The organism is Paraburkholderia sp. Tr-20389 (genome assembly GCF_017104565.1).
Taxonomy (GTDB): Bacteria; Pseudomonadota; Gammaproteobacteria; order Burkholderiales; family Burkholderiaceae; genus Paraburkholderia.
Genome location: NZ_JAAGPD010000067.1, coordinates 38911 through 56589, shown reverse-complemented (window position 1 = coordinate 56589; position 17679 = coordinate 38911). Strand labels below are relative to the sequence as shown.

Sequence of the window (17679 nt, the reverse complement as noted above, 5' to 3'; positions counted from 1 at the left end):
CGCCGCCGAGATCTTCCGCGCCCTTCAGGCCGAAACGGCTGCCTGCCCACACGCCCGTGACCATCTTGACGGCCGAATGACCGCCTGCGGTCGAACCGAGCGTCGTCGAACTCGACTGATAACCGATACCGTTATCGACGATGCCGTACAGCGTCACGCTGTTTTGCGCGAAAGCAGGCATCGCGGCCAGCACAGCTGCGCAAGCCAGCGCGAGCTTGACTTCGGGGTAACGTCTGTTCATCTCCTGATCCCTTTCTGTTTGAGTGTTATGACGATGCAAAGCATCGCTTTGCCGGCGAACGGACAAAGAAAGACCGTCGCCGCCAGTGCTGCGTGGGTAGTGCGTATTGCGAACAAGCTGAAGTAATGCGGGGAAAACCTGGGTACGCCCTGGTATTGCGCGGATCGCTACGGGAAACCACTTGATACGCCCCGCGCGATCTCTATTCTTGCGTTCTAGCCGTTCTTGCGCTGCGCTTGCGCGGCGAGCCTGACCGGTGCATTCACTGCGCCGTATCCGTCGTAGCCACCCTTGCGCTGCACGACCTCCAGGAAAAAGCGTCCGTCCATCTGCTCGGTGTACACATGGAAGAATTCGCCGCCCTGTGCATCCCGGTCATAGAGCACGTGAGCGTCTTTCATCTTGGCGATCGTGTCGTCGGCGAAATCGTATCGCGCTTCAAGGTCATCGTAATAGTTCAACGGTATTCGTAATAGCCGAACGTCGCGTGCGCGCAACTGTTCGACGGCTGCGAAGATGTCGTCGGTGACAAATGCCACGTGATTCAGACCTGAACCGCGATACGTATGCAGCGATTGCGCCGTCGACGTGCGACCGTCCACAGACGCATTGAGAACGATCCGCACCGATCCATCAGCACTGCGCACCGCGCGGCTGCGCACCAGTCCGTAAGGATCGGGAAGCAACCAGGCCGACTCGGCTTCGAAGCCGAACACAGCCTTGAAATAAAGTACCCAGGTGTCGAGCGTATCGGCGGGCAGATCGAGGCAGACGTGATCGATACGCGTCAGCTCGCCCTGCCCGGCTGGCTGCCCGTTGGCTTGCGCGTCGAGCACGAAGTCGGCTTCATAGAGCGTCGGCTCGTCGGGGCGCGCATCGACGAAGTAATGCAGGCTGCCGTCCGGTGCACGCACACCGGGCACGACGCGCTCGTTCGGACCGACGCGGCCCGAAAACGGTGCATAGCCGAACGACGTCGCGCGCTCGAAAACACGCGCGGCATCGTCGACCTGAAACGCCGACGCGCACAGCGACAAACCGTGCCGATGAAAGAACTCGCTCGCGAACGAATCCGTCTCCGCGTTCAGCACGATCGACGCGTCGCCCTGCTGATACAGCGTCACGTCCTTCGAGCGATGCTTGCCCGCCGCATGAAATCCCGCTTCGGCAAAGCGCTGCGCAAGACGCGGTGCGCTCGTCGAATCGACGGCGAACTCGATGAACTGAAAGCCCGAATGCGCGGGCGGCGGAGGCGGCGTGAACAGCGGCTGGCCCGCCTGTCCCCGCGTGTGTTGATGCGCGGCCTGCTCTTCCAGATACAACAGCGAGCGATAGCCGTCCGCCGCCGTCGCCGCCGTCGGCGCGGCACGGAAGCCGTCGTTGAAGATCTCCAGCGAAAACGGGCCCTGATAGCCCGTCGCGAGTACGCGGTCCGCGAAGCCAGCGACATCGAGGTCGCCCTGCCCCGGAAAACACCGGTAATGACGGCTCCATTCGAGCACGTCCATCTTTTGCAGCGGCGCATCGGCGATCTGCACGAACGCAATGCGATCGCCCGGAATATCGGCGATGGGATCGATGGGATCGTCGATCGACAGGGTATGGAAGCTGTCCAGTATCAGCCCCAGGCTCGGATGATCGACGGCATCGACGAGCCGCCACGCGTGGCGATACGAATTCACATACTTGCCCCACGCGAGTGCTTCGAAGCCGACCCGCACGCCTTCGCGTTCGGCGAGCAATGCAAGCTCGCCGAGCTGATCGACGATCAACCCATCGTCCGCAATCACGTTCGCATTGACGTTGCTGCACACGAGCACCAGATCGGTGCCGAGTTCGTGCATCAGTTCGAACTTGCGTTGTGCGCGGTTGAGATTCTGCGCGAGCCGTTCCTTCGAGACGCCCTCGAAATCGCGGAACGGCTGGAACAGCATGATCTGCAGGCCGAGATCGGCGCAACGCTTGCGGATATCGGCGGGCGAACCGTCGAAATACAGCAGGTCGTTTTCGAAGATCTCGACGCCATCGAAGCCCGCCGCGCGAATGGCAGCGAGCTTCTCGACGAGCGTGCCGCTAACCGACACAGTGGCAATGGAGCGGAGCATGGTATGGCTTTAATGAGAAAGCGGAATGACTGGGCGTTCAGGCCGCGGGCTTGAGCGCCAACATCTCGCGAGCCTGTTTCGCGGTTGCCACGGGCCGGCCGTACTGGCCGCACAGATCCGCGACGCGCTGCACGAGCTGCGCATTGCTTTTCGCGAGCGTGTCCTTGTCCCAGCGCACGTTGTCTTCGAGACCCGTGCGGCAATGGCCGCCCATTTCGAGGGTCCAGTGATTCACTTCGAGCTGGTGACGGCCGATACCCGCCGCCGTCCACGTTGCAGTCGGCAGCAGCTTTTTCAGTTGCTCGACTTCGAATTCGAGAATCTCGCGGCGCGCGGGCAACGCGTTCTTCACGCCCATCACGAACTGCACGTGCACGGGGTCTTTCAGCAGGCCCTGCTGAACGAGATCGACGGTGCTGTACAGCATCGCGAGATCGAAGATTTCGATTTCGGGCTTCACGTCATGATCGAGCATCGTCTGCGCGAGCATGCGCACGAAATCGGGCGGGTTCTCGTAGACGGTGGTCGGGAAGTTCACCGAGCCCGTCGCGAGCGACGCCATGTCGGGACGCAGATCGAGCATCGCGCCGCGCTGTTCGAACGAACGGCCGCGACCGCCCGTCGAGAACTGGATGATGATGTCCGGGCAATGCTTGCGGATGCCTTCCTGCAAAACCGCGAAGCTGTTGCGGTCGGAACTCGAGCGCTCCTCTTCGTCACGCACGTGCAAATGCACGAGCGTCGCGCCCGCTTCGTACGCTTCATGCGTGCTCTCGACCTGCTCGGGCACCGAGATCGGCACGGCCGGATTGTCCTTCTTGCGCGGCACGGAGCCCGTGATCGCGACGGAGATGATGCAAGGCTGATTCGTGGCGTGACTCATGGCAGAACCTTCTTCGATGAACCCCATGTTGCAGGGCGACGCATTCGCTATTCCCGTCGACTCGGCGCAAGCATGGCCGCGAGCCGTTGAGGTGGCTCAAGAATAGGCAAGCGTGCCTGGACGGGCAATGCTCCCAGACGCGAAAACGTGCGTTAATCGCACTTGGTTGTGCGATTAACGCGCGCTTCGCGGGTTTGCACCAGGCTTGGTGTAGCGGCGTGCATACAGTGCGCGCAAGGATTCGCGGGGTTTTTCGGGGCGCGGGGCGATGTGGCTTCGCCGCCGTTCCACGCAACCGGCGACGCGAAAGTCGCCGGCACACGATCGCCCCGTGTGAGCGATAATCGCGCGTACCGATACGTTAGCCGCGCAGATCAAAGGGTGATTGCCATGAACCGACCGCCATTGGACAAACGCGACTGGATCGCGGGCCTCGAAAAGGGTCTCGCGATCCTCGAGTCGTTCGACAGTGAACACGCGCGCCTCACGCCAAGCCAGGCCGCCCAGCTCACGGGCATGACGCGCACGGCCGCGCGTCGCTATCTGCTGACGCTCGAACATCTCGGCTATGTGCACGGCGACGGCAAGCTCTACGGTCTCACGCCACGCGTGCTGCGGGTCGGCTGGTCGTATTTCGATTCGGCGCGTCTGCCGAAGACCGTGCAGCCCTATCTGCAGCAATTGAGCGCGACGATCGGCGAATCCGTCTATGTGAGCGTGCTCGACGACTGGGAGCTGGTGTTCATCGCGCGTAACGGCACCTCGCGCGTGATGACGACGGGCTTCGTGCTCGGCGCGCGCGTGCCTGCCCCGCTCACCTCGCCCGGCGTCGTGCTGCTCGCGTACCACCGCGATCAGGACGCGATGCAAACGTGGCTCAACGATACGTCGCTCGCACCGTTCACGCCCCATACGCTGACCAACAGAACGGGCCTGCTCGAAAAGATCCGCCGCGCGCAGGCCGACGGTTTCGCGGTGATCGAGCAGCAACTCGATATCGGCGTGCGCGGTGTCGCCGTGCCGATGAAGAACCGTCATGGCGAAGTGGTCGCCGCGCTCAGCACCAACATGCCGATGGGCAAGGAGACGACGGAAGCGGCGCTCACGCGCGTATTGCGGCCGCTGCAGGAGTCGGCACTTTCGATGCTCAACGTCCTATAGTGAAGGGATAGCGACGTGGGAGCGAATCATGCACCGCCCGTTTGCGGATCGCGTCGACGCGGGCCGCGCGCTCGCCGATCATCTGAAGCATTACGCGCGACGTGACGATGTCGTCGTGCTCGGCTTGCCGCGCGGCGGCGTGCCCGTCGCGTATGAAGTCGCATGCGCACTCGGCGCGCCGCTGGATGTACTGGTCGTGCGCAAGCTCGGCGTGCCGTGGCAATGCGAACTGGCGATGGGTGCGATCGCGTCGGGCGACGCGTTGTATGTGGATGAAGAACTGCTGCGCGAGACGGAGGTCTCCCGGCCCGAATTCGAGCGCGTGCTCGCGGATGAAAAGGCCCAGCTCGCGCGACGCGAGGCGCTGTTTCGCGATCCGCAGCGCGCCAGTGTCGACGTGGCGAACCGCATCGCGATCGTCGTCGACGATGGACTCGCGACGGGTGCCTCGATGACCGTGGCGGCGCGCGCATTGCGCGCACGCACACCCGCGAAGATCGTCGCCGCGCTGCCCGTTGCGCCCGCCGATGCGCAGGCGCGCATCGGCAGCGAGATCGATGAGTTCGTCTGCGTGGTGACGCCCGACAACTTCTTCAGCGTCAGCCAGTTCTATTCCGACTTCAGCGAAACCACCGACGACGATGTGCGCACAATACTCGCACGCGCATCGTCGGCCAGCGGGCCCGCCTGGTTTTGATGACACGCGCGCTCGTGCCCACCGACCTGCAGCGCGACGGCGCATAGAGGCGCCGTCGCTGCCGCTGGCCGTGCTTTCAGGCGGCGGCTGCCGTCAGATGCAGCGGCAGATAGCTTTGCAGGAAGTCTTCGAAGTCGGCACGGACTTCCGGGTGACGCAGCGCGAATTCGACCGTGGCCTTCAGATAGCCCAGCTTGCTGCCGCAATCGAAACGCGTGCCGAAGTAGCGATACGCGAGTACCTGCTCTTCCGTCAGCAGCGATTGCAGTGCGTCCGTCAGTTGCAGTTCGCCGCCCGCGCCCGGTTTCAGCGCGCGGATGTGCTTGAAGATGGTCGGCATCAGCACGTAGCGGCCGACCACGCCGAGGTTCGACGGCGCCTTGTCGGGTGCCGGCTTCTCGACGATGCCCGACAGCTTGATCACGTCCTCTTCCCACTCCTTGCCGTCGACCACGCCATACGAACGGCTCGCTTCACGCGCGATCGTTTCGACACCGACCACCGAGCTGTGATAGTGGTTGAAGGTGTCGACGAGTTGCTTCATCACGGGCTTTTCGCTGTGCAGCAGGTCGTCGGCGAGAATCACGGCGAACGGGCTGCCGCCGACCAGTTTCTCCGCGCACAGCACGGCGTGACCGAGACCCAGTGCTTCGGCCTGGCGCACATAGAAACAGTCGACATTCGACGGCTTGATGCTGCGCACGAGATCGAGCAACTGTTCCTTGCCGCGTGCCTCGAGTTCGGCTTCGATCTCATAGGACTTGTCGAAGTGATCTTCGATGGCGCGCTTGCTGCGGCCCGTGACGAAGATCATTTCGGTGATGCCTGCTGCAATGGCTTCTTCGACTGCGTACTGGATCAGCGGCTTGTCGACGATGGGCAGCATTTCCTTCGGGCTCGCCTTCGTGGCAGGCAGAAAACGTGTGCCGAGGCCCGCGACAGGAAAGACGGCTTTGGTGACTTTCAGCATGGTATGCATTTCCACTCGGTTGGATTGAATGTATGCAATCGCCGTTTGAAAGGCGGCGCATTGTCGTGCTGCAAAAGCCTAACGCAAAATCATTCGAAATTTTGCGCAGTGCGTCATCGAAATTAATACAAATTGTTCGATTGACGGTCATCTGTTCCGATATCCGGAATGCATGCAGAAACAATGACGGCATACTTTGGGCGCGCGCATGCATCCACTGCGTAAATCTTGCTTGATACGGCACTGCGTGTGCCGCTTATTCGTGTTCTTCGAACTGCGGCATCTTTTCCGGATTCATGCGGATACGGCCGATCGGCTCGTTGCGCAGCGCCTCGCGATATGCGGACACGGCAACGAGCAGCAGCAGCACGGCGACGCCGGCGATCAAATGCAGGTTCATCACTCCACCCCTGTCAAAGTTTTCCCCGCATCAACGTAACATGAAAAAAATGCCAAATAATTCAAGCGTATATGCACTCGAATTTATTAGCGGATCAAGAAATAAAACTGCAATACGGCGATTCAAATAATTTCAATCATTTCTTGCCGATTTTTGGCGCGCCCATTCGCCTACGATACGCAGGCGGGCGCGCAGCCTCCTGGAAGGCCGCGCGCCCATTCATTCATCAACGATCAAGGACCGCGCATGAGCGATACAGCACTGGACGCCACCGGCTCGTCCCTGTCCTTTGCACGGGCGACGCGCAGCGAAACAAAAGTTGCCGACAAGGAACACGTCATCGACGCGATGCGCGGGTTCGCCGCGCTGCTGGTGGCGTATTTTCATTGCCGCCAGGTCGAATGGGTCGGCATGCAGAGCTTTCATCACGTCGCGGGCAGGTCGCTCGATCTGAACACGATCGTCTCGTACCTGACCTTGCCGATTGCATGGGGCTCCGCGGGCGTGCCGATTTTTTTCGTCATCAGCGGCTATTGCATTCATCGCAGCGCGGCCCAGCGGCTCGCGGCGAATCCCGACTATCGGCTCGACGCGATGAACTTCTGGGCGCGCCGCTTGACGCGCATCTATCCGGTGCTGTTCGCCGCCCTGCTGCTCACGCTCGCGCTCGACTGGACGAGCCTGCAATTTCCGCCCGTCAATCACAAGATTCTCGACATCGGCCCGAGGGCGTTTCTCGTCAACCTGTTCTCGCTGCAAGGCGTAGCCGGCAAGACGTATGGCTCCAATGGCGCACTGTGGACGCTTTCGCTCGAAGTGCAGTTCTATGCCGTCTATCCGCTGCTGTTCGCGTTGCGCCGGCGGCTCGGCATGCCTGTCGTGCTGGGTCTCGTTGCGCTCGTCAATCTCGCGTCCTTCTTCGTGTTCGAACGTCATGAACTGCAGTTCTTCACGTCGTTCTGGCTGTCGTGGACGCTCGGCGCATGGATCGCCGAAGCGCAGGTGAAGCGGGTCAAACACGACGCGCGGGACAGCCGCATGTCGTGGCGGATGGTCGGCGCGGCTGCATTGCTGACGGCGCTGGGCTGTGTCGCGTTTCACTTCGGCCAGTACTACGCATTTCAGCTGTGGGCGCTCGGTTTCGCGTGCTATCTGAACGAGGCGCTCAAGAGCCGCCGTCATAACGACACGCCCACGATCCGGCTGCTGTCGCGCTTCGGCGATTTCAGCTTCTCGCTGTATTCGATCCATCTGCCCATCTTCGTATTGCTTTCGACGCTGCTGTATCGCTCGGCGCTGCAGATGTCGATCTTTCCGACCTTCGGCTTCATGCTCGTCGCGCTTGCCGTTGCGTGGGTCGTCTATCGCTGCGTCGAATTGCCTGCGATGAAGTGGTCGGCAAGTCTTAAACCTGCAAGCGCGAAACAGTTGCGCTAACGGATAAATCAGGCTTAAAGCAGATTCAGGCGGTTGCAGCAAATAGAAAGGCCGGCGCGATACAGATCGCGCCGGCCTTTCTTCTTTCGGGTCAGCTTGCGAGTTTCGCGTGCGCCCCCGCCACGTTCGCCAGAATCCGCTCGACGCCCTCCACATACGCCTGCGTGCCAAACTTGCGCACGGCCGTCTGATAGCCGCGCGCAACGAGCCGGTCACGCAACGCCTGATCCGAGCGCAACTCGGCGAGCGTATCGGCCAGTGCATGCGCATCGCCCGGCGTGCACATCACACCGTTCACGCCGTCGTCGATGATCTCCGTCACGCCGCCCGCGCGCGACGCCACCACGGGCCGCTGCGCGAGCATCCCTTCGACGATCACACGGCCGAACGGCTCCGGCGTGATCGACGTATGCGCGACGACATCGACGGCGCACATGCAGGCGGCCACGTCGTCCTGGAACCCGAGGAAATGAACGCGATCCTCGAGTCCGTGCGCGACGACGAATGCCTGCAGCTTCGCCTCATACGCGTCTTCGCCGAAGAGCGGTGCACCCACCAGCACGGCATGCATGTGCGGGTTGAGCACCATCGCTTCCAGCAGCACATGCTGCCCTTTCCATTGCGCGAGCCGGCTGAACGAGCCGACGAGGAACGCATCCTGCGGCAGGTTCAGCCGCGCGCGCAGCACGCTTTGCGGCACGTCGCGCAACGCGTTGAACGGTACGCTGGAAATGCCGTTGAACACGACGTCGATGCGCTTGTCGCCGAACTGCGTGAGGTCCGCGAACGCGCGCGCCGATGCAGCCGAATTGGCGATCACGTGCGCGAGGCCCAGTTTCGCGCACCACTTGATGATCGCGAGTTGCTTGCTGCCAAAGTGCTCGGGGCTCACGATATCGCGCAGATGCCAGACCACCGGGCGTCGCGCGAGGCGGCCCGCGAGCGCGCCGATCACCATCGCGCGCTGCGTGTTCGCGTAGATCACATCGCTCTGTCGGGCACGCGCGACCGTCGCGCGCACCAGCGAAGCCACGCCCTTCACCGCTTTCGCCAGCGGCGGCGTGCCGCCCTGCTTGCGGATGTCGCGCGTCGCGCCGGGATCGAGCACGTCGACCGCGACGCCTTCGCGTTTCAGCGCCACGCGAAACGGCCCATCGTCGAACAGCACGACCTGCACGCGCGCCTTGAGCGCCTTCACGATTTCCAGCAGCGACAGTTCGGCGCCGCCCAGCACACCGCTCTGATCGATCGCGAGCACGCGCAGCGCGCTCGATGCCTGCTTCGTCTCGCCTTGACGGACAGGCGCATCGTCGGACGGCAGCGTCGCGCCGCGCAACGCGGGCACCGATTCGCGCACGAAGCCGAAGAAGCGCTCGCGGAAATGGCGGATCGAGAAACGCTCGGCATTTGCGCGGCAGTCGGCGGGTTTGAAGCGAGCCGGATCGCCGGCGAAATGCTCGACGGCGTCGATGATCGAGTCGGTGGTCTGCTCGCCGAAGAAGATGCCTGTGGGATGCGATTCGTACTGATCGCGCACGGTTTCGAGCGCCCCGCCCTTGCCATACGCAATGACGGGCGTGCCGCAGGCCTGCGCTTCCACCACCGAAATGCCGAAGTCCTCTTCCGCCGCGAACACGAACGCCTTCGCACGGCGCATGTGATCGCGCAGCACGTCGAACTTCTGATAACCCATGATCTGCACGTTAGGCGTCGCCTTCTCGCGTACCTTCTGCATGTCGGGACCGTCGCCGATCACGACGAGCTTGCGCTCGGGCATGCGCGCGAACGCCTCGACGATCAGATCGATCTTCTTGTACGGCACCATGCGCGAGGCCGTCAGGTAGAAATCTTCCTTGGCTTCGCAGAGCGAGAACGCCTCGACGTCCACGGGCGGAAAGATCACTTCGGATTCGCGCTGGTAGACCTTGCGGATGCGCCGCGAAATGAACTCCGAGTTCGCGACGAACGCATCGACGGAATTCGACGTGCGGATATCCCAGTTGCGCATGTAATGCAGGATCAGACGCGCGAACGCGGACTTCGGTCCGCTCGTGAGCTTCGACTGCTGCAGATACTGATGCTGCAGATCCCACGCGTAGCGGATGGGCGAATGCACATAGCTGATATGCACCTGGTCCGGTCCCGTGAGCACGCCCTTCGCAACCGCATGGCTGCTCGAAATCACGACGTCGTAGGCGGACACGTCGAGCTGTTCGATTGCGAGCGGCATCAGCGGCAGATACGTGCGGTACTTCGTGCGCGCCATCGGCAGCTTCTGGATGAACGACGTCGTCACGGGCTTGCCGCGCAGGAACGAGCGGTCGTCGAGAAAGTCGACGAGGCTGAACAGGTCGGCGTCCGGAAAGCACGCGACGATCTGTTCGAGCACGCGCTCGGCACCCGCGTAAGTGACGAGCCAGTCGTGAATGACGGCAACGCGCACGGGGCCGGTGCTGCGTGCGCCGCGCCGTTGCGCGGGCGGCTTCGAGACGGGCGTGGCCGTGATGAGATCGTGGCCTGCATCGCGCGTCACGGGCGTGGGACGCAGCAGGTCTTCTTCAACGATATCCTGATTCATGCACTATTCCTCGGATTGAGTCGCAACTTCAGGCGCGCAAGCAGCGAACGCGCTAGATCGCGCAATGCGGGGGTCATCGTGAGCGACCACGCGACGTTCGCGCCCACGACGAGCGCGCCCGCGGCAATGGCCATCGGCAGGCTGGACAGCAAGGTGGCGAGCCACAACGTGCCCACCAGAAAAGCGAGGTGCGCGCCCATGTCGAGCACGATCGGACGCGCGTGAATCGCGGACAGGCGCAACAGCACGACGTAGTCGAACAGCCCGCGCGCGGCGACGACGACGGCCGCGCCGGTCAGGCCGAAATGCACAATGCCGAACCACAGCGCGCCCGCGAAGAACGGCAACTCGAACAGGCCGAGACGCGCGGCGGAGGCAGGATTCAGCTGCGATTGAATGAGGATGCGTGCGAGGTTCGCCTGGCCGACGAGCCACACGGAGATGATCAGGATGCGGCCGACGGGTCCCGCCGCGTCGGCCACTTCGCTGCCCACCCATGCATGCAGGAACGGTTCGAGCACGATGATCGCGACGAGCGCGACGGGCGTGAACACGCCGTTCAGAAACTCGAGCGACTGCCGCATGATCGCGTCGGCATCGTCGCGGCCGACCGCGGACAGACGCGGAAACAGCGTGCGCAGCATTGCCGTCGGCACGATGTTCAGACGCGTGACGAGGTTCTGCGGCACGGTGTAGTACGTGACGAAGCGTGCGCCGAGACTCGTGCCGAGCATCACGCGGTCGAGCGATTCGGCGACCATGCCCGTGATGCTTGCGATCAGCATCCAGCCGCCGAAATTGAACAGCCCCTTCGCGACCGCGAATTGCGGCGCGCGGATCTGACGGATGCCGAGCACGCTCAAGGCGGAGCGCCCGAGCAGAAGCGCCGCGAGCAGACGCGCAACGACGGCGGCCGCGAGCACGTTCTGCAGCGTCGGCCCCATCATCCATGCGGCCGCGAGCGGCAACAGCTGGAACAGGAACGTGCCGAGCGTCTGGTTCGTGTTGTAGATGCCGAAGCGTTCGGCGCCGTTGATCGCGCCCGCGAACACCCACGAGACGTTCGCCAGCGGGATCGCCACCGCGAGCCACGGCAGCGCCATATACACCTCGTGCTGCAGTTCGGGCGATACCTTCGAGAAGTACGCGGTATACAGTGCGGCGCCGAAGTAGATGACGAGGCCGCCGATGATGCCCGTCGTCAGATTCAGCCACGTCGCGCTCCAGAACACCTGCTCGCAGGCGTTGGCATCGTTCGACGCGCGCGCCTTCGAGATATGGTTCTGCGCGGCCATGCTCATGCCGAGATCGAGAATGCTGAAGTAGCCGATCAGCGTCCAGACGAGACTGATCACGCCGTAGCGCTCGACGCCCAGCAGCCTGATGTACGACGGCACCGTGACGAGCGACACAAACGTCGGCAACACCAGTCCGATCAGGTTGATCACTACGTTTTTGAGGATGCCCTTGTCCATCGGAGTCCTTTTGAGTCAGTCATGCGTTGCGCCTGTGTGGAGGTAGCGTGTGGGTGGAGAAGCGTCGTGCTTATGAATTGGCGTTGGGTTTCCAGCGGTACATCAGCACCTTGCCGCGTGCGTCTTCCTCGACGAACACGAGGTACTCGCCGTCGTTGCGTCGATAGGCGCTGATGCCGTTGGGCACGTCGACCCAGCCCGATGCGCGGCCCACTTCCGGGCCCGGCTGCATCGTGCCGACGGGTGTACCGGTTTCCTTGTCGTAGACGTGTACGGTGCCGACGGGCTCGACGGCGAACACGTACTTGCCCTCGACGGTCAGGCCGATCAGCGTCGATACGGGCTTCGCCCTGGTGTCCCACGGCAGCGGCAGCGTGTAGCGCGCCACGGGATTGCCGCTCGACCATTTGTCGTAGCGCACCAGCACGCGGCCCACTTCCTTCCAGAAGCCGCGATCGAACGGCGCTTCGGGCGTGTAGCCCGTCACGTACATCGAATCGGTTTGCGGGTCGTAGATCGCGCGTTTGACTTCGCTGAACGGCGGCGGCACCGGGTACGCCGTCATGTCCGCGTACGAATAGACCGGGTTGCCCTTCGCATCGAGGCCGCCGAAGCGGAAGCGGTTGATGCCCTTCGAATCGCGGGCGCGCCAGATGTCGCCGCGAGTGTCGACCCACCAGCCCCAGCCGCCCGCGAGGTGCGTGCCCGTCGTGTTCGGTGTGAATTCGTCAGCGTCGAAGCGGCCGTTGCCGTTCGCGTCGCGCCAGATCCAGTCGCCGCCTTTGGGCGCGTTCGGCACTTTCAGCACCGCGCGCTCGCGGCCCGCGATGAAGCCCGAAGGCGTCGCCGTCTCGCCGTCGCGGCCGCCATCGAAGCGATAGATCTTCAGGTGGTCGGCATACATGTCCGTGAGGAACAGGAACGTTCGGCCCTTGAGCTGGCGCGCGATGGGCAGCCCCGGCCACTGGTCGGTGTTGAAGACGGGATCGTCGGGATACCTGAAGCGGTTGCTCAGAAAGCCTGCGTATTTCCATTGCTGGCCGGCAGGCTTCGACAGATCGAGTTCGAAGCGCTTGTTGCCCGTATAGACGCTGTCGGGCCGCGCCGGGTCCATCCACGCGCCGTCGACGAACAGCAGCCCCTCGACCTGCCACAGCCGCCTGCCGTCGGGCGCATAGCTTTCGAGCGTCGCGCCGAGGCCGGCGCCCGTCGGTTCGAAGCGCGGACCGACGCCGTTGGTCGACACATAGATGTTGCCGCGCGCATCGACACCCACGCCCGTCAGTCCGTTGAAGCGCTGCGGGCCCGGCTTTCCGGCGACGCCCGAGAAGATCCCGCCGCGCTCGCCGAGCGTCGACGTCAGCGCATACGCGCCGTCACGCTTGCCGAAGAACAGCACCTGCTGGCGCGGACCGTTATCGGCGATCAGCACGCGGCCCTGGCTGTCGACGGCGAGATCGACGGCAACGGTATCGGCGGGCAGCGGCAATGCGTCTTTCAGGCGCTGGCCCTCGGCAGTGAAATGCGCGACCTGCGGCCGCTCGCTCAAGGTGTCCGTCAGCACCCACAACGTAGCGTCGCCCGCGCGCGCGATGCGGCCCGGTGCGGACACGCTCCACTGCGACTTGCGCTGCATCGATTCGGCGTCGTACACCTCGATGCGGTTCTGCGACGTATTGGACGCATACAGCGTCGTGTCGCTGGCGGCGAGACCGTTGATGTCGCCGCGCGCGCCAGTCGGCACATCGTTGACTAGCTCGAAAGCGGCGGCCGCCTTCGCATGCGGATCGAGGCTGTTCACAGCGGGCTGGAAGGCCGCGACGCGTTTCGTATCGCCGATCTCGCGCCGCGAGATGCCGTACCACTGGCGGCCCTTGTCCGGCCACACGCCCGCGCCGACCAGATGTCCTTTCTCGTTGCCGACACCGACGGCCACATACGCGTAGCGTCCGTTGACAGCGATCGCGTTGCCGCCGCTATTGCCCCAGCCATGCGTGCCGCCCGCGAAGCCGAGCATCTTGCCGTTCTGATAAACGCTCGCCTCCGCACCGCTTTCGTCCCACGGCGCGTTCGTATAGACCTTGCCGTCCGGCGCGACGGCGAGCGCGGTGATGTTGATCTGTGTCCAGCTGCCGTCGCCGAAACCGAACGTATTGCCGATCCACGACGTCTGCACGTTCAGCGCGGGTTCCGCGAACGCATGCAGCGTGGCGAGCAAGGCAAACGCGCACATCGCGCGGGCAAGCGTGAGTCGAGGCAACGCAGATTCTCCAGTCGAGGCGAAATAAAGGCACGCGATCGGCATGCAGCGCCGGATGCAATGCGGAAATGCGCAGGGAAAGTGCGCTGCGTGCGCAATGGGTTTAAAACGCAATGCGCCAATCAGCGCTTTACGGTAATTGCAAAGAATTCATCAGGTAAATCGCAAATAATTCAAAATTATTCGCTCGTTGAAACATGCAAAAAGAAAATTGAAAAAAATCGGCTTGCATGTTTTTCTGGCAATTTTGCACGCGAAATCCGCCATGAATTACCGATGCGCCGTGCAATCCGGTAGTTCTTGCTGCATTTCTTCGGAAAGCTGTATCGAGGTGTAACCAGCCGTATTCGGATATAAAAATGCGCTTTTTATTATTCGAATCAATTCGTTTATTTCATTCCAGTTTTTTAGCGTTTTTCTTTACCTAGAATAAAACCCGTTTTTGCCGTCTTCATGGTGATCGCCTCGCGACACCGTGCATGGCCCCTCGAATGCCGCATCAGGCGCATACACGGACGCTCATGACAGCCAGCACCCTGCCCGCCACGTCTTCTCATCACCGACGCATCGTCCAGCTGGACGGCCTGCGCGCGATCGCCGTGCTCGCCGTCTTCGCACAGCACGCGCTGAAGGCGCCGCTGTGGATGGGCGTCGACCTGTTCTTCGTACTGAGCGGTTTCCTGATCACGGGCATCCTGCTCGATCGCAAGGCGCGGCAGCAGTCGTATTTCAGTTACTTCTACGCACGCCGCGTGCGGCGCATCCTGCCGCCGTATCTGCTGCTGATGCTGGTGTCGTCGCTGCTGTTCGGTCTGGGCTGGGCGCAGCACTGGCCGTGGTACGCGTTCTTCGCGACGAATATCGCCGATGCGCTCGGCCAAAGCGGTCACGACAGCCTGAATGTGCTGTGGTCGCTCGCGGTCGAAGAGCAGTTCTATATTTTCTGGCCGTTCGTGATCCTGCTCGTGCCCGAGCGGGTGGTCGGTTACGTCGCGGCCGCGCTGATCGTGCTCGTGCCCGTGCTGCGCGCTGTCGCGACACCGTGGTTCGATTCGTTCTGGCCGATCTATTACCTGACGCCGTTCCGCATGGATCTGCTCGCGGCTGGCGCGCTGCTCGCCGTCGCCGTGCGGCGCGATGCGAACGCGCTGGAGCCGTTCAAGGTGCCGGCGGCGCTCGGCATCTGCGCTGCGCTGGCCGTGCTCGCGTGGCTGCATCTGCACTACCCGCGTTTTCGCGCGGCCAATACGCCGCTGTCGAATGCGGCCCTGTATAGCGTGTCGCTCGTGCTGTGCACGTCGATCGTCGTGATCGCACTGCAGAGCAAGGGCATCGTCAAGCGCGTGCTCTGCAACCCGGTGCTCGTCTATATCGGCACGATCAGCTACACGATCTATCTGATTCACCTGACCGTTCTCTACGTGCTCTGGCCGCTGCACACCAACCGCTACGTGACGGCCGCACTCGCACTGGCGATCACGCTGGCGTATGCGAGCGCATCGTGGTTCGGCTTCGAGCGGCGCCTGATTCACGGCAGCGCGTCGCCGCGCCGCCGGCAGGGTGACGAAGAACGCGAGGCGCTGTTACATGCAGCCCGCGAAACATCGAGGACGAGCGCTTGAAGCCCACGCCGATGCACCGCGCCGCGCTCTGCGCGCTCGCTTTCGCAGCCACGCTCGCGAATGCCGATGAACGCATGCAAGCGCCTGCGCAACCGCAAGTGCTGATCGAAGCGTACGGCGACTCGACGACGCTCGGCATCTCGTGCAGCGACGGACATTGCGGGCCGCGCGCCGATAACGCGGTCACGTATCTGCAGGAGCAGTTGCGCGCGAAGTATGGCGAGCGTGTCTCCGTCGTCAACGACGGCGTCGGCGGCACGATGGCGACGCAACTGCGCGACGGCACGGGTCCGGGCCGCAAAGGTCCGTGGCAAGAGCGCCTCACGGCATCGAATGCGCAGATCGTCACGATCAACTACGGCATCAACGAAGTGATGCACAACCAGACGCCCGAGCAGTTCTATCAGGCTGAAACGGATCTCGTGAAGACGGCGCAGTCGCTCGGCAAGCTGCCCGTACTGCAGACGTCGAACCCGATGCCCGATGGACGCCTGAATGCGCGTCTCGCCGACATGGCCGCGATGACGCGGCGCGTCGCGGCAGAACAGCAGGTGCCCCTCGTCGACCACTACGCGGACATCTCCGCGATGGCCGACTGGAAAGCGCACATGTCGGACGGCGCGCATCCGAAGCCCGAGCTGTATCGCGTGAAGGCGCAGCAGGATTTTCAGGTGATCGATCCGCTCGTGCGGCGCCTGTTCGGCCTGCCCGCGCTATCGCAACGCGAGACGCCCCGCATCCCTTCCCCTCCTCATTCAACTTCAGACAACCCGACGAGAGGCAACTCATGACCACACAACGCAAAGCCATCATCACGGGCGTATCCGGCCAGGACGGCGCCTATCTGACGAAGCTGCTGCTCAGCAAGGGCTATCAGGTCACGGGCACGTATCGCCGCACCAGCTCCGTCAACTTCTGGCGCATGGAAGAACTGGGCGTGATGGACAACCCCAATCTGCAACTCGTCGAACACGATCTGACGGATGCCGGTTCGACGCTGCGCCTGCTCGATACCGTGCAGGCCGACGAACTCTACAATCTCGCCGCGCAAAGCTTCGTCGGCGTGTCGTTCGACCAGCCTTCGACGACCGCGCAAGTCACGGGCGTGGGCGTGCTGAACCTGCTCGAAGGCATCCGCACGGTGAATCCGCAGATGCGTTTCTACCAGGCGTCCACGTCGGAGATGTTCGGCAAGGTGCAGGCCGTGCCGCAATCCGAGGACACGCCGTTCTATCCGCGCAGCCCGTACGGCGTTGCGAAGCTGTTCGCGCACTGGTCGACGATCAACTATCGCGAGTCGTACGGCATGTTCGCGACGAGCGGCATTCTGTTCAATCACGAGTCGCCGCTGCGCGGCCGCGAGTTCGTCACGCGCAAGATCACCGACACGGTCGCGAAGATCAAGCTCGGCAAGGCCGACGTGCTCGAACTCGGCAATCTCGATGCGAAGCGCGACTGGGGCTTCGCGCTCGAGTACGTGGAAGGCATGTGGCGCATGCTGCAAGCGGATGAACCCGACACCTACGTGCTCGCGACGAACCGCACGGAGACCGTGCGCGACTTCGTGAAGATGGCGTTTGCGGCGGCGGGTTATCAACTCGAATGGTCGGGACGCGACGAGCGCGAGGTCGGCCTCGATATCTCGACGGGCAAGACGCTGATTCGCGTGAATCCGCGCTTCTATCGCCCCGCGGAAGTCGATCTGCTGATCGGTTGCGCGGACAAGGCGCGTGAAAAGCTGGGCTGGCGTCCGGAGACGTCGCTCGAACAACTGTGCCGGATGATGGTCGAGGCGGATATCGCACGAAACCAGAACGGCGTGTCGTGCTGATCTCCGTTTGATGAACAAG

14 protein-coding genes are annotated in these 17679 nt (G+C 62.9%); 6 read left to right on the top strand and 8 right to left on the bottom strand.

Annotated features, from left to right (window positions below):
- The 3 genes from G3N95_RS37485 to G3N95_RS37475 form a co-directional block, all read right to left on the bottom strand.
- The coding region (locus G3N95_RS37485; protein WP_205975122.1) for a porin at positions 1-241 on the bottom strand (241 nt) is incomplete at its 3' end.
- Between the two features lie 215 nt (positions 242-456).
- Positions 457-2346, bottom strand: a complete 1890-nt coding sequence (locus tag G3N95_RS37480) for a sugar phosphate isomerase/epimerase and 4-hydroxyphenylpyruvate domain-containing protein (RefSeq protein WP_205975121.1) — start codon at positions 2344-2346, stop codon at positions 457-459.
- Between the two features lie 37 nt (positions 2347-2383).
- Positions 2384-3229 carry a 3-keto-5-aminohexanoate cleavage protein gene (locus G3N95_RS37475; RefSeq protein ID WP_205975120.1) on the bottom strand — a complete coding sequence of 282 codons (846 nt, stop codon included), beginning with the start codon at positions 3227-3229 and terminating at the stop codon, positions 2384-2386.
- Positions 3230-3619: 390 nt separating this feature from the next.
- Here G3N95_RS37475 and G3N95_RS37470 point away from each other — a divergent pair, with 390 nt between their 5' ends.
- Entirely contained in the window at positions 3620-4390 is a 771-nt protein-coding gene (locus G3N95_RS37470) for an IclR family transcriptional regulator C-terminal domain-containing protein (RefSeq protein WP_205975119.1), read from the top strand.
- Positions 4391-4418: 28 nt separating this feature from the next.
- A complete protein-coding gene (locus G3N95_RS37465) occupies positions 4419-5087 on the top strand; it encodes a phosphoribosyltransferase (protein WP_205975118.1) in 669 nt (222 codons plus the stop codon).
- A 76-nt stretch (positions 5088-5163) separates the two neighbouring features.
- Here the strand turns inward: G3N95_RS37465 and galU are convergent, their stop codons facing one another.
- Both galU and G3N95_RS37455 read right to left on the bottom strand, forming a co-directional pair.
- Complete coding sequence (gene galU / locus G3N95_RS37460) at positions 5164-6057, bottom strand: UTP--glucose-1-phosphate uridylyltransferase GalU (RefSeq protein ID WP_041763754.1); 894 nt, start codon at positions 6055-6057, stop codon at positions 5164-5166.
- Positions 6058-6313: 256 nt separating this feature from the next.
- A complete protein-coding gene (locus tag G3N95_RS37455) occupies positions 6314-6457 on the bottom strand; it encodes a hypothetical protein (RefSeq protein WP_205975117.1) in 144 nt (47 codons plus the stop codon).
- Positions 6458-6703: 246 nt separating this feature from the next.
- On the opposite strand from G3N95_RS37455, the gene G3N95_RS37450 reads away from it, so the two are divergent.
- Entirely contained in the window at positions 6704-7894 is a 1191-nt protein-coding gene (locus G3N95_RS37450) for an acyltransferase (RefSeq protein ID WP_205975116.1), read from the top strand.
- A 91-nt stretch (positions 7895-7985) separates the two neighbouring features.
- On the opposite strand, the gene G3N95_RS37445 is transcribed toward G3N95_RS37450, so the two are convergent.
- From G3N95_RS37445 to G3N95_RS37435, 3 genes are all read right to left on the bottom strand, one after another.
- Positions 7986-10472, bottom strand: coding sequence for a glycosyltransferase family 4 protein (locus G3N95_RS37445; RefSeq protein ID WP_205975115.1), 2487 nt, complete (start codon positions 10470-10472; stop codon positions 7986-7988).
- Positions 10469-11947, bottom strand: a complete 1479-nt coding sequence (locus tag G3N95_RS37440) for an oligosaccharide flippase family protein (protein WP_205975114.1) — start codon at positions 11945-11947, stop codon at positions 10469-10471. Before G3N95_RS37440 ends, G3N95_RS37445 begins: the two co-directional genes overlap by 4 nt.
- A gap of 70 nt (positions 11948-12017) precedes the next feature.
- Positions 12018-14180, bottom strand: a complete 2163-nt coding sequence (locus G3N95_RS37435; protein ID WP_241019171.1) for a hypothetical protein — start codon at positions 14178-14180, stop codon at positions 12018-12020.
- Positions 14181-14728: 548 nt separating this feature from the next.
- On the opposite strand from G3N95_RS37435, the gene G3N95_RS37430 reads away from it, so the two are divergent.
- Genes G3N95_RS37430 through gmd form a run of 3 tightly spaced genes read left to right on the top strand, consistent with a single transcriptional unit; the run spans position 14729 to position 17660 of the window.
- Complete coding sequence (locus tag G3N95_RS37430) at positions 14729-15829, top strand: acyltransferase (protein WP_205975112.1); 1101 nt, start codon at positions 14729-14731, stop codon at positions 15827-15829.
- Positions 15826-16620 (top strand): SGNH/GDSL hydrolase family protein, encoded by a 795-nt coding sequence (locus tag G3N95_RS37425; protein WP_241019170.1) that lies wholly within the window; start codon positions 15826-15828, stop codon positions 16618-16620. Before G3N95_RS37430 ends, G3N95_RS37425 begins: the two co-directional genes overlap by 4 nt.
- On the top strand, positions 16617-17660 hold the full coding sequence (gmd, locus tag G3N95_RS37420) for a GDP-mannose 4,6-dehydratase (RefSeq protein ID WP_205975111.1): 1044 nt from the start codon (positions 16617-16619) through the stop codon (positions 17658-17660). Before G3N95_RS37425 ends, gmd begins: the two co-directional genes overlap by 4 nt.
- Positions 17661-17679 lie beyond the last annotated feature (19 nt).

What these genes read in the sequence shown, in the direction of transcription:
- G3N95_RS37480 (WP_205975121.1), bottom strand. Translation starts at nt 2,346, where the DNA reads ATGCTCCGCTCCATTGCCACTGTGTCGGTTAGCGGCACGCTCGTCGAG.
- G3N95_RS37475 (WP_205975120.1), bottom strand. Translation starts at nt 3,229, where the DNA reads ATGAGTCACGCCACGAATCAGCCTTGCATCATCTCCGTCGCGATCACG.
- G3N95_RS37470 (WP_205975119.1), top strand. Translation starts at nt 3,620, where the DNA reads ATGAACCGACCGCCATTGGACAAACGCGACTGGATCGCGGGCCTCGAA.
- G3N95_RS37465 (WP_205975118.1), top strand. Translation starts at nt 4,419, where the DNA reads ATGCACCGCCCGTTTGCGGATCGCGTCGACGCGGGCCGCGCGCTCGCC.
- galU (WP_041763754.1), bottom strand. Translation starts at nt 6,057, where the DNA reads ATGCTGAAAGTCACCAAAGCCGTCTTTCCTGTCGCGGGCCTCGGCACA.
- G3N95_RS37455 (WP_205975117.1), bottom strand. Translation starts at nt 6,457, where the DNA reads ATGAACCTGCATTTGATCGCCGGCGTCGCCGTGCTGCTGCTGCTCGTT.
- G3N95_RS37450 (WP_205975116.1), top strand. Translation starts at nt 6,704, where the DNA reads ATGAGCGATACAGCACTGGACGCCACCGGCTCGTCCCTGTCCTTTGCA.
- G3N95_RS37445 (WP_205975115.1), bottom strand. Translation starts at nt 10,472, where the DNA reads ATGAATCAGGATATCGTTGAAGAAGACCTGCTGCGTCCCACGCCCGTG.
- G3N95_RS37440 (WP_205975114.1), bottom strand. Translation starts at nt 11,947, where the DNA reads ATGGACAAGGGCATCCTCAAAAACGTAGTGATCAACCTGATCGGACTG.
- G3N95_RS37435 (WP_241019171.1), bottom strand. Translation starts at nt 14,180, where the DNA reads ATGTGCGCGTTTGCCTTGCTCGCCACGCTGCATGCGTTCGCGGAACCC.
- G3N95_RS37430 (WP_205975112.1), top strand. Translation starts at nt 14,729, where the DNA reads ATGACAGCCAGCACCCTGCCCGCCACGTCTTCTCATCACCGACGCATC.
- gmd (WP_205975111.1), top strand. Translation starts at nt 16,617, where the DNA reads ATGACCACACAACGCAAAGCCATCATCACGGGCGTATCCGGCCAGGAC.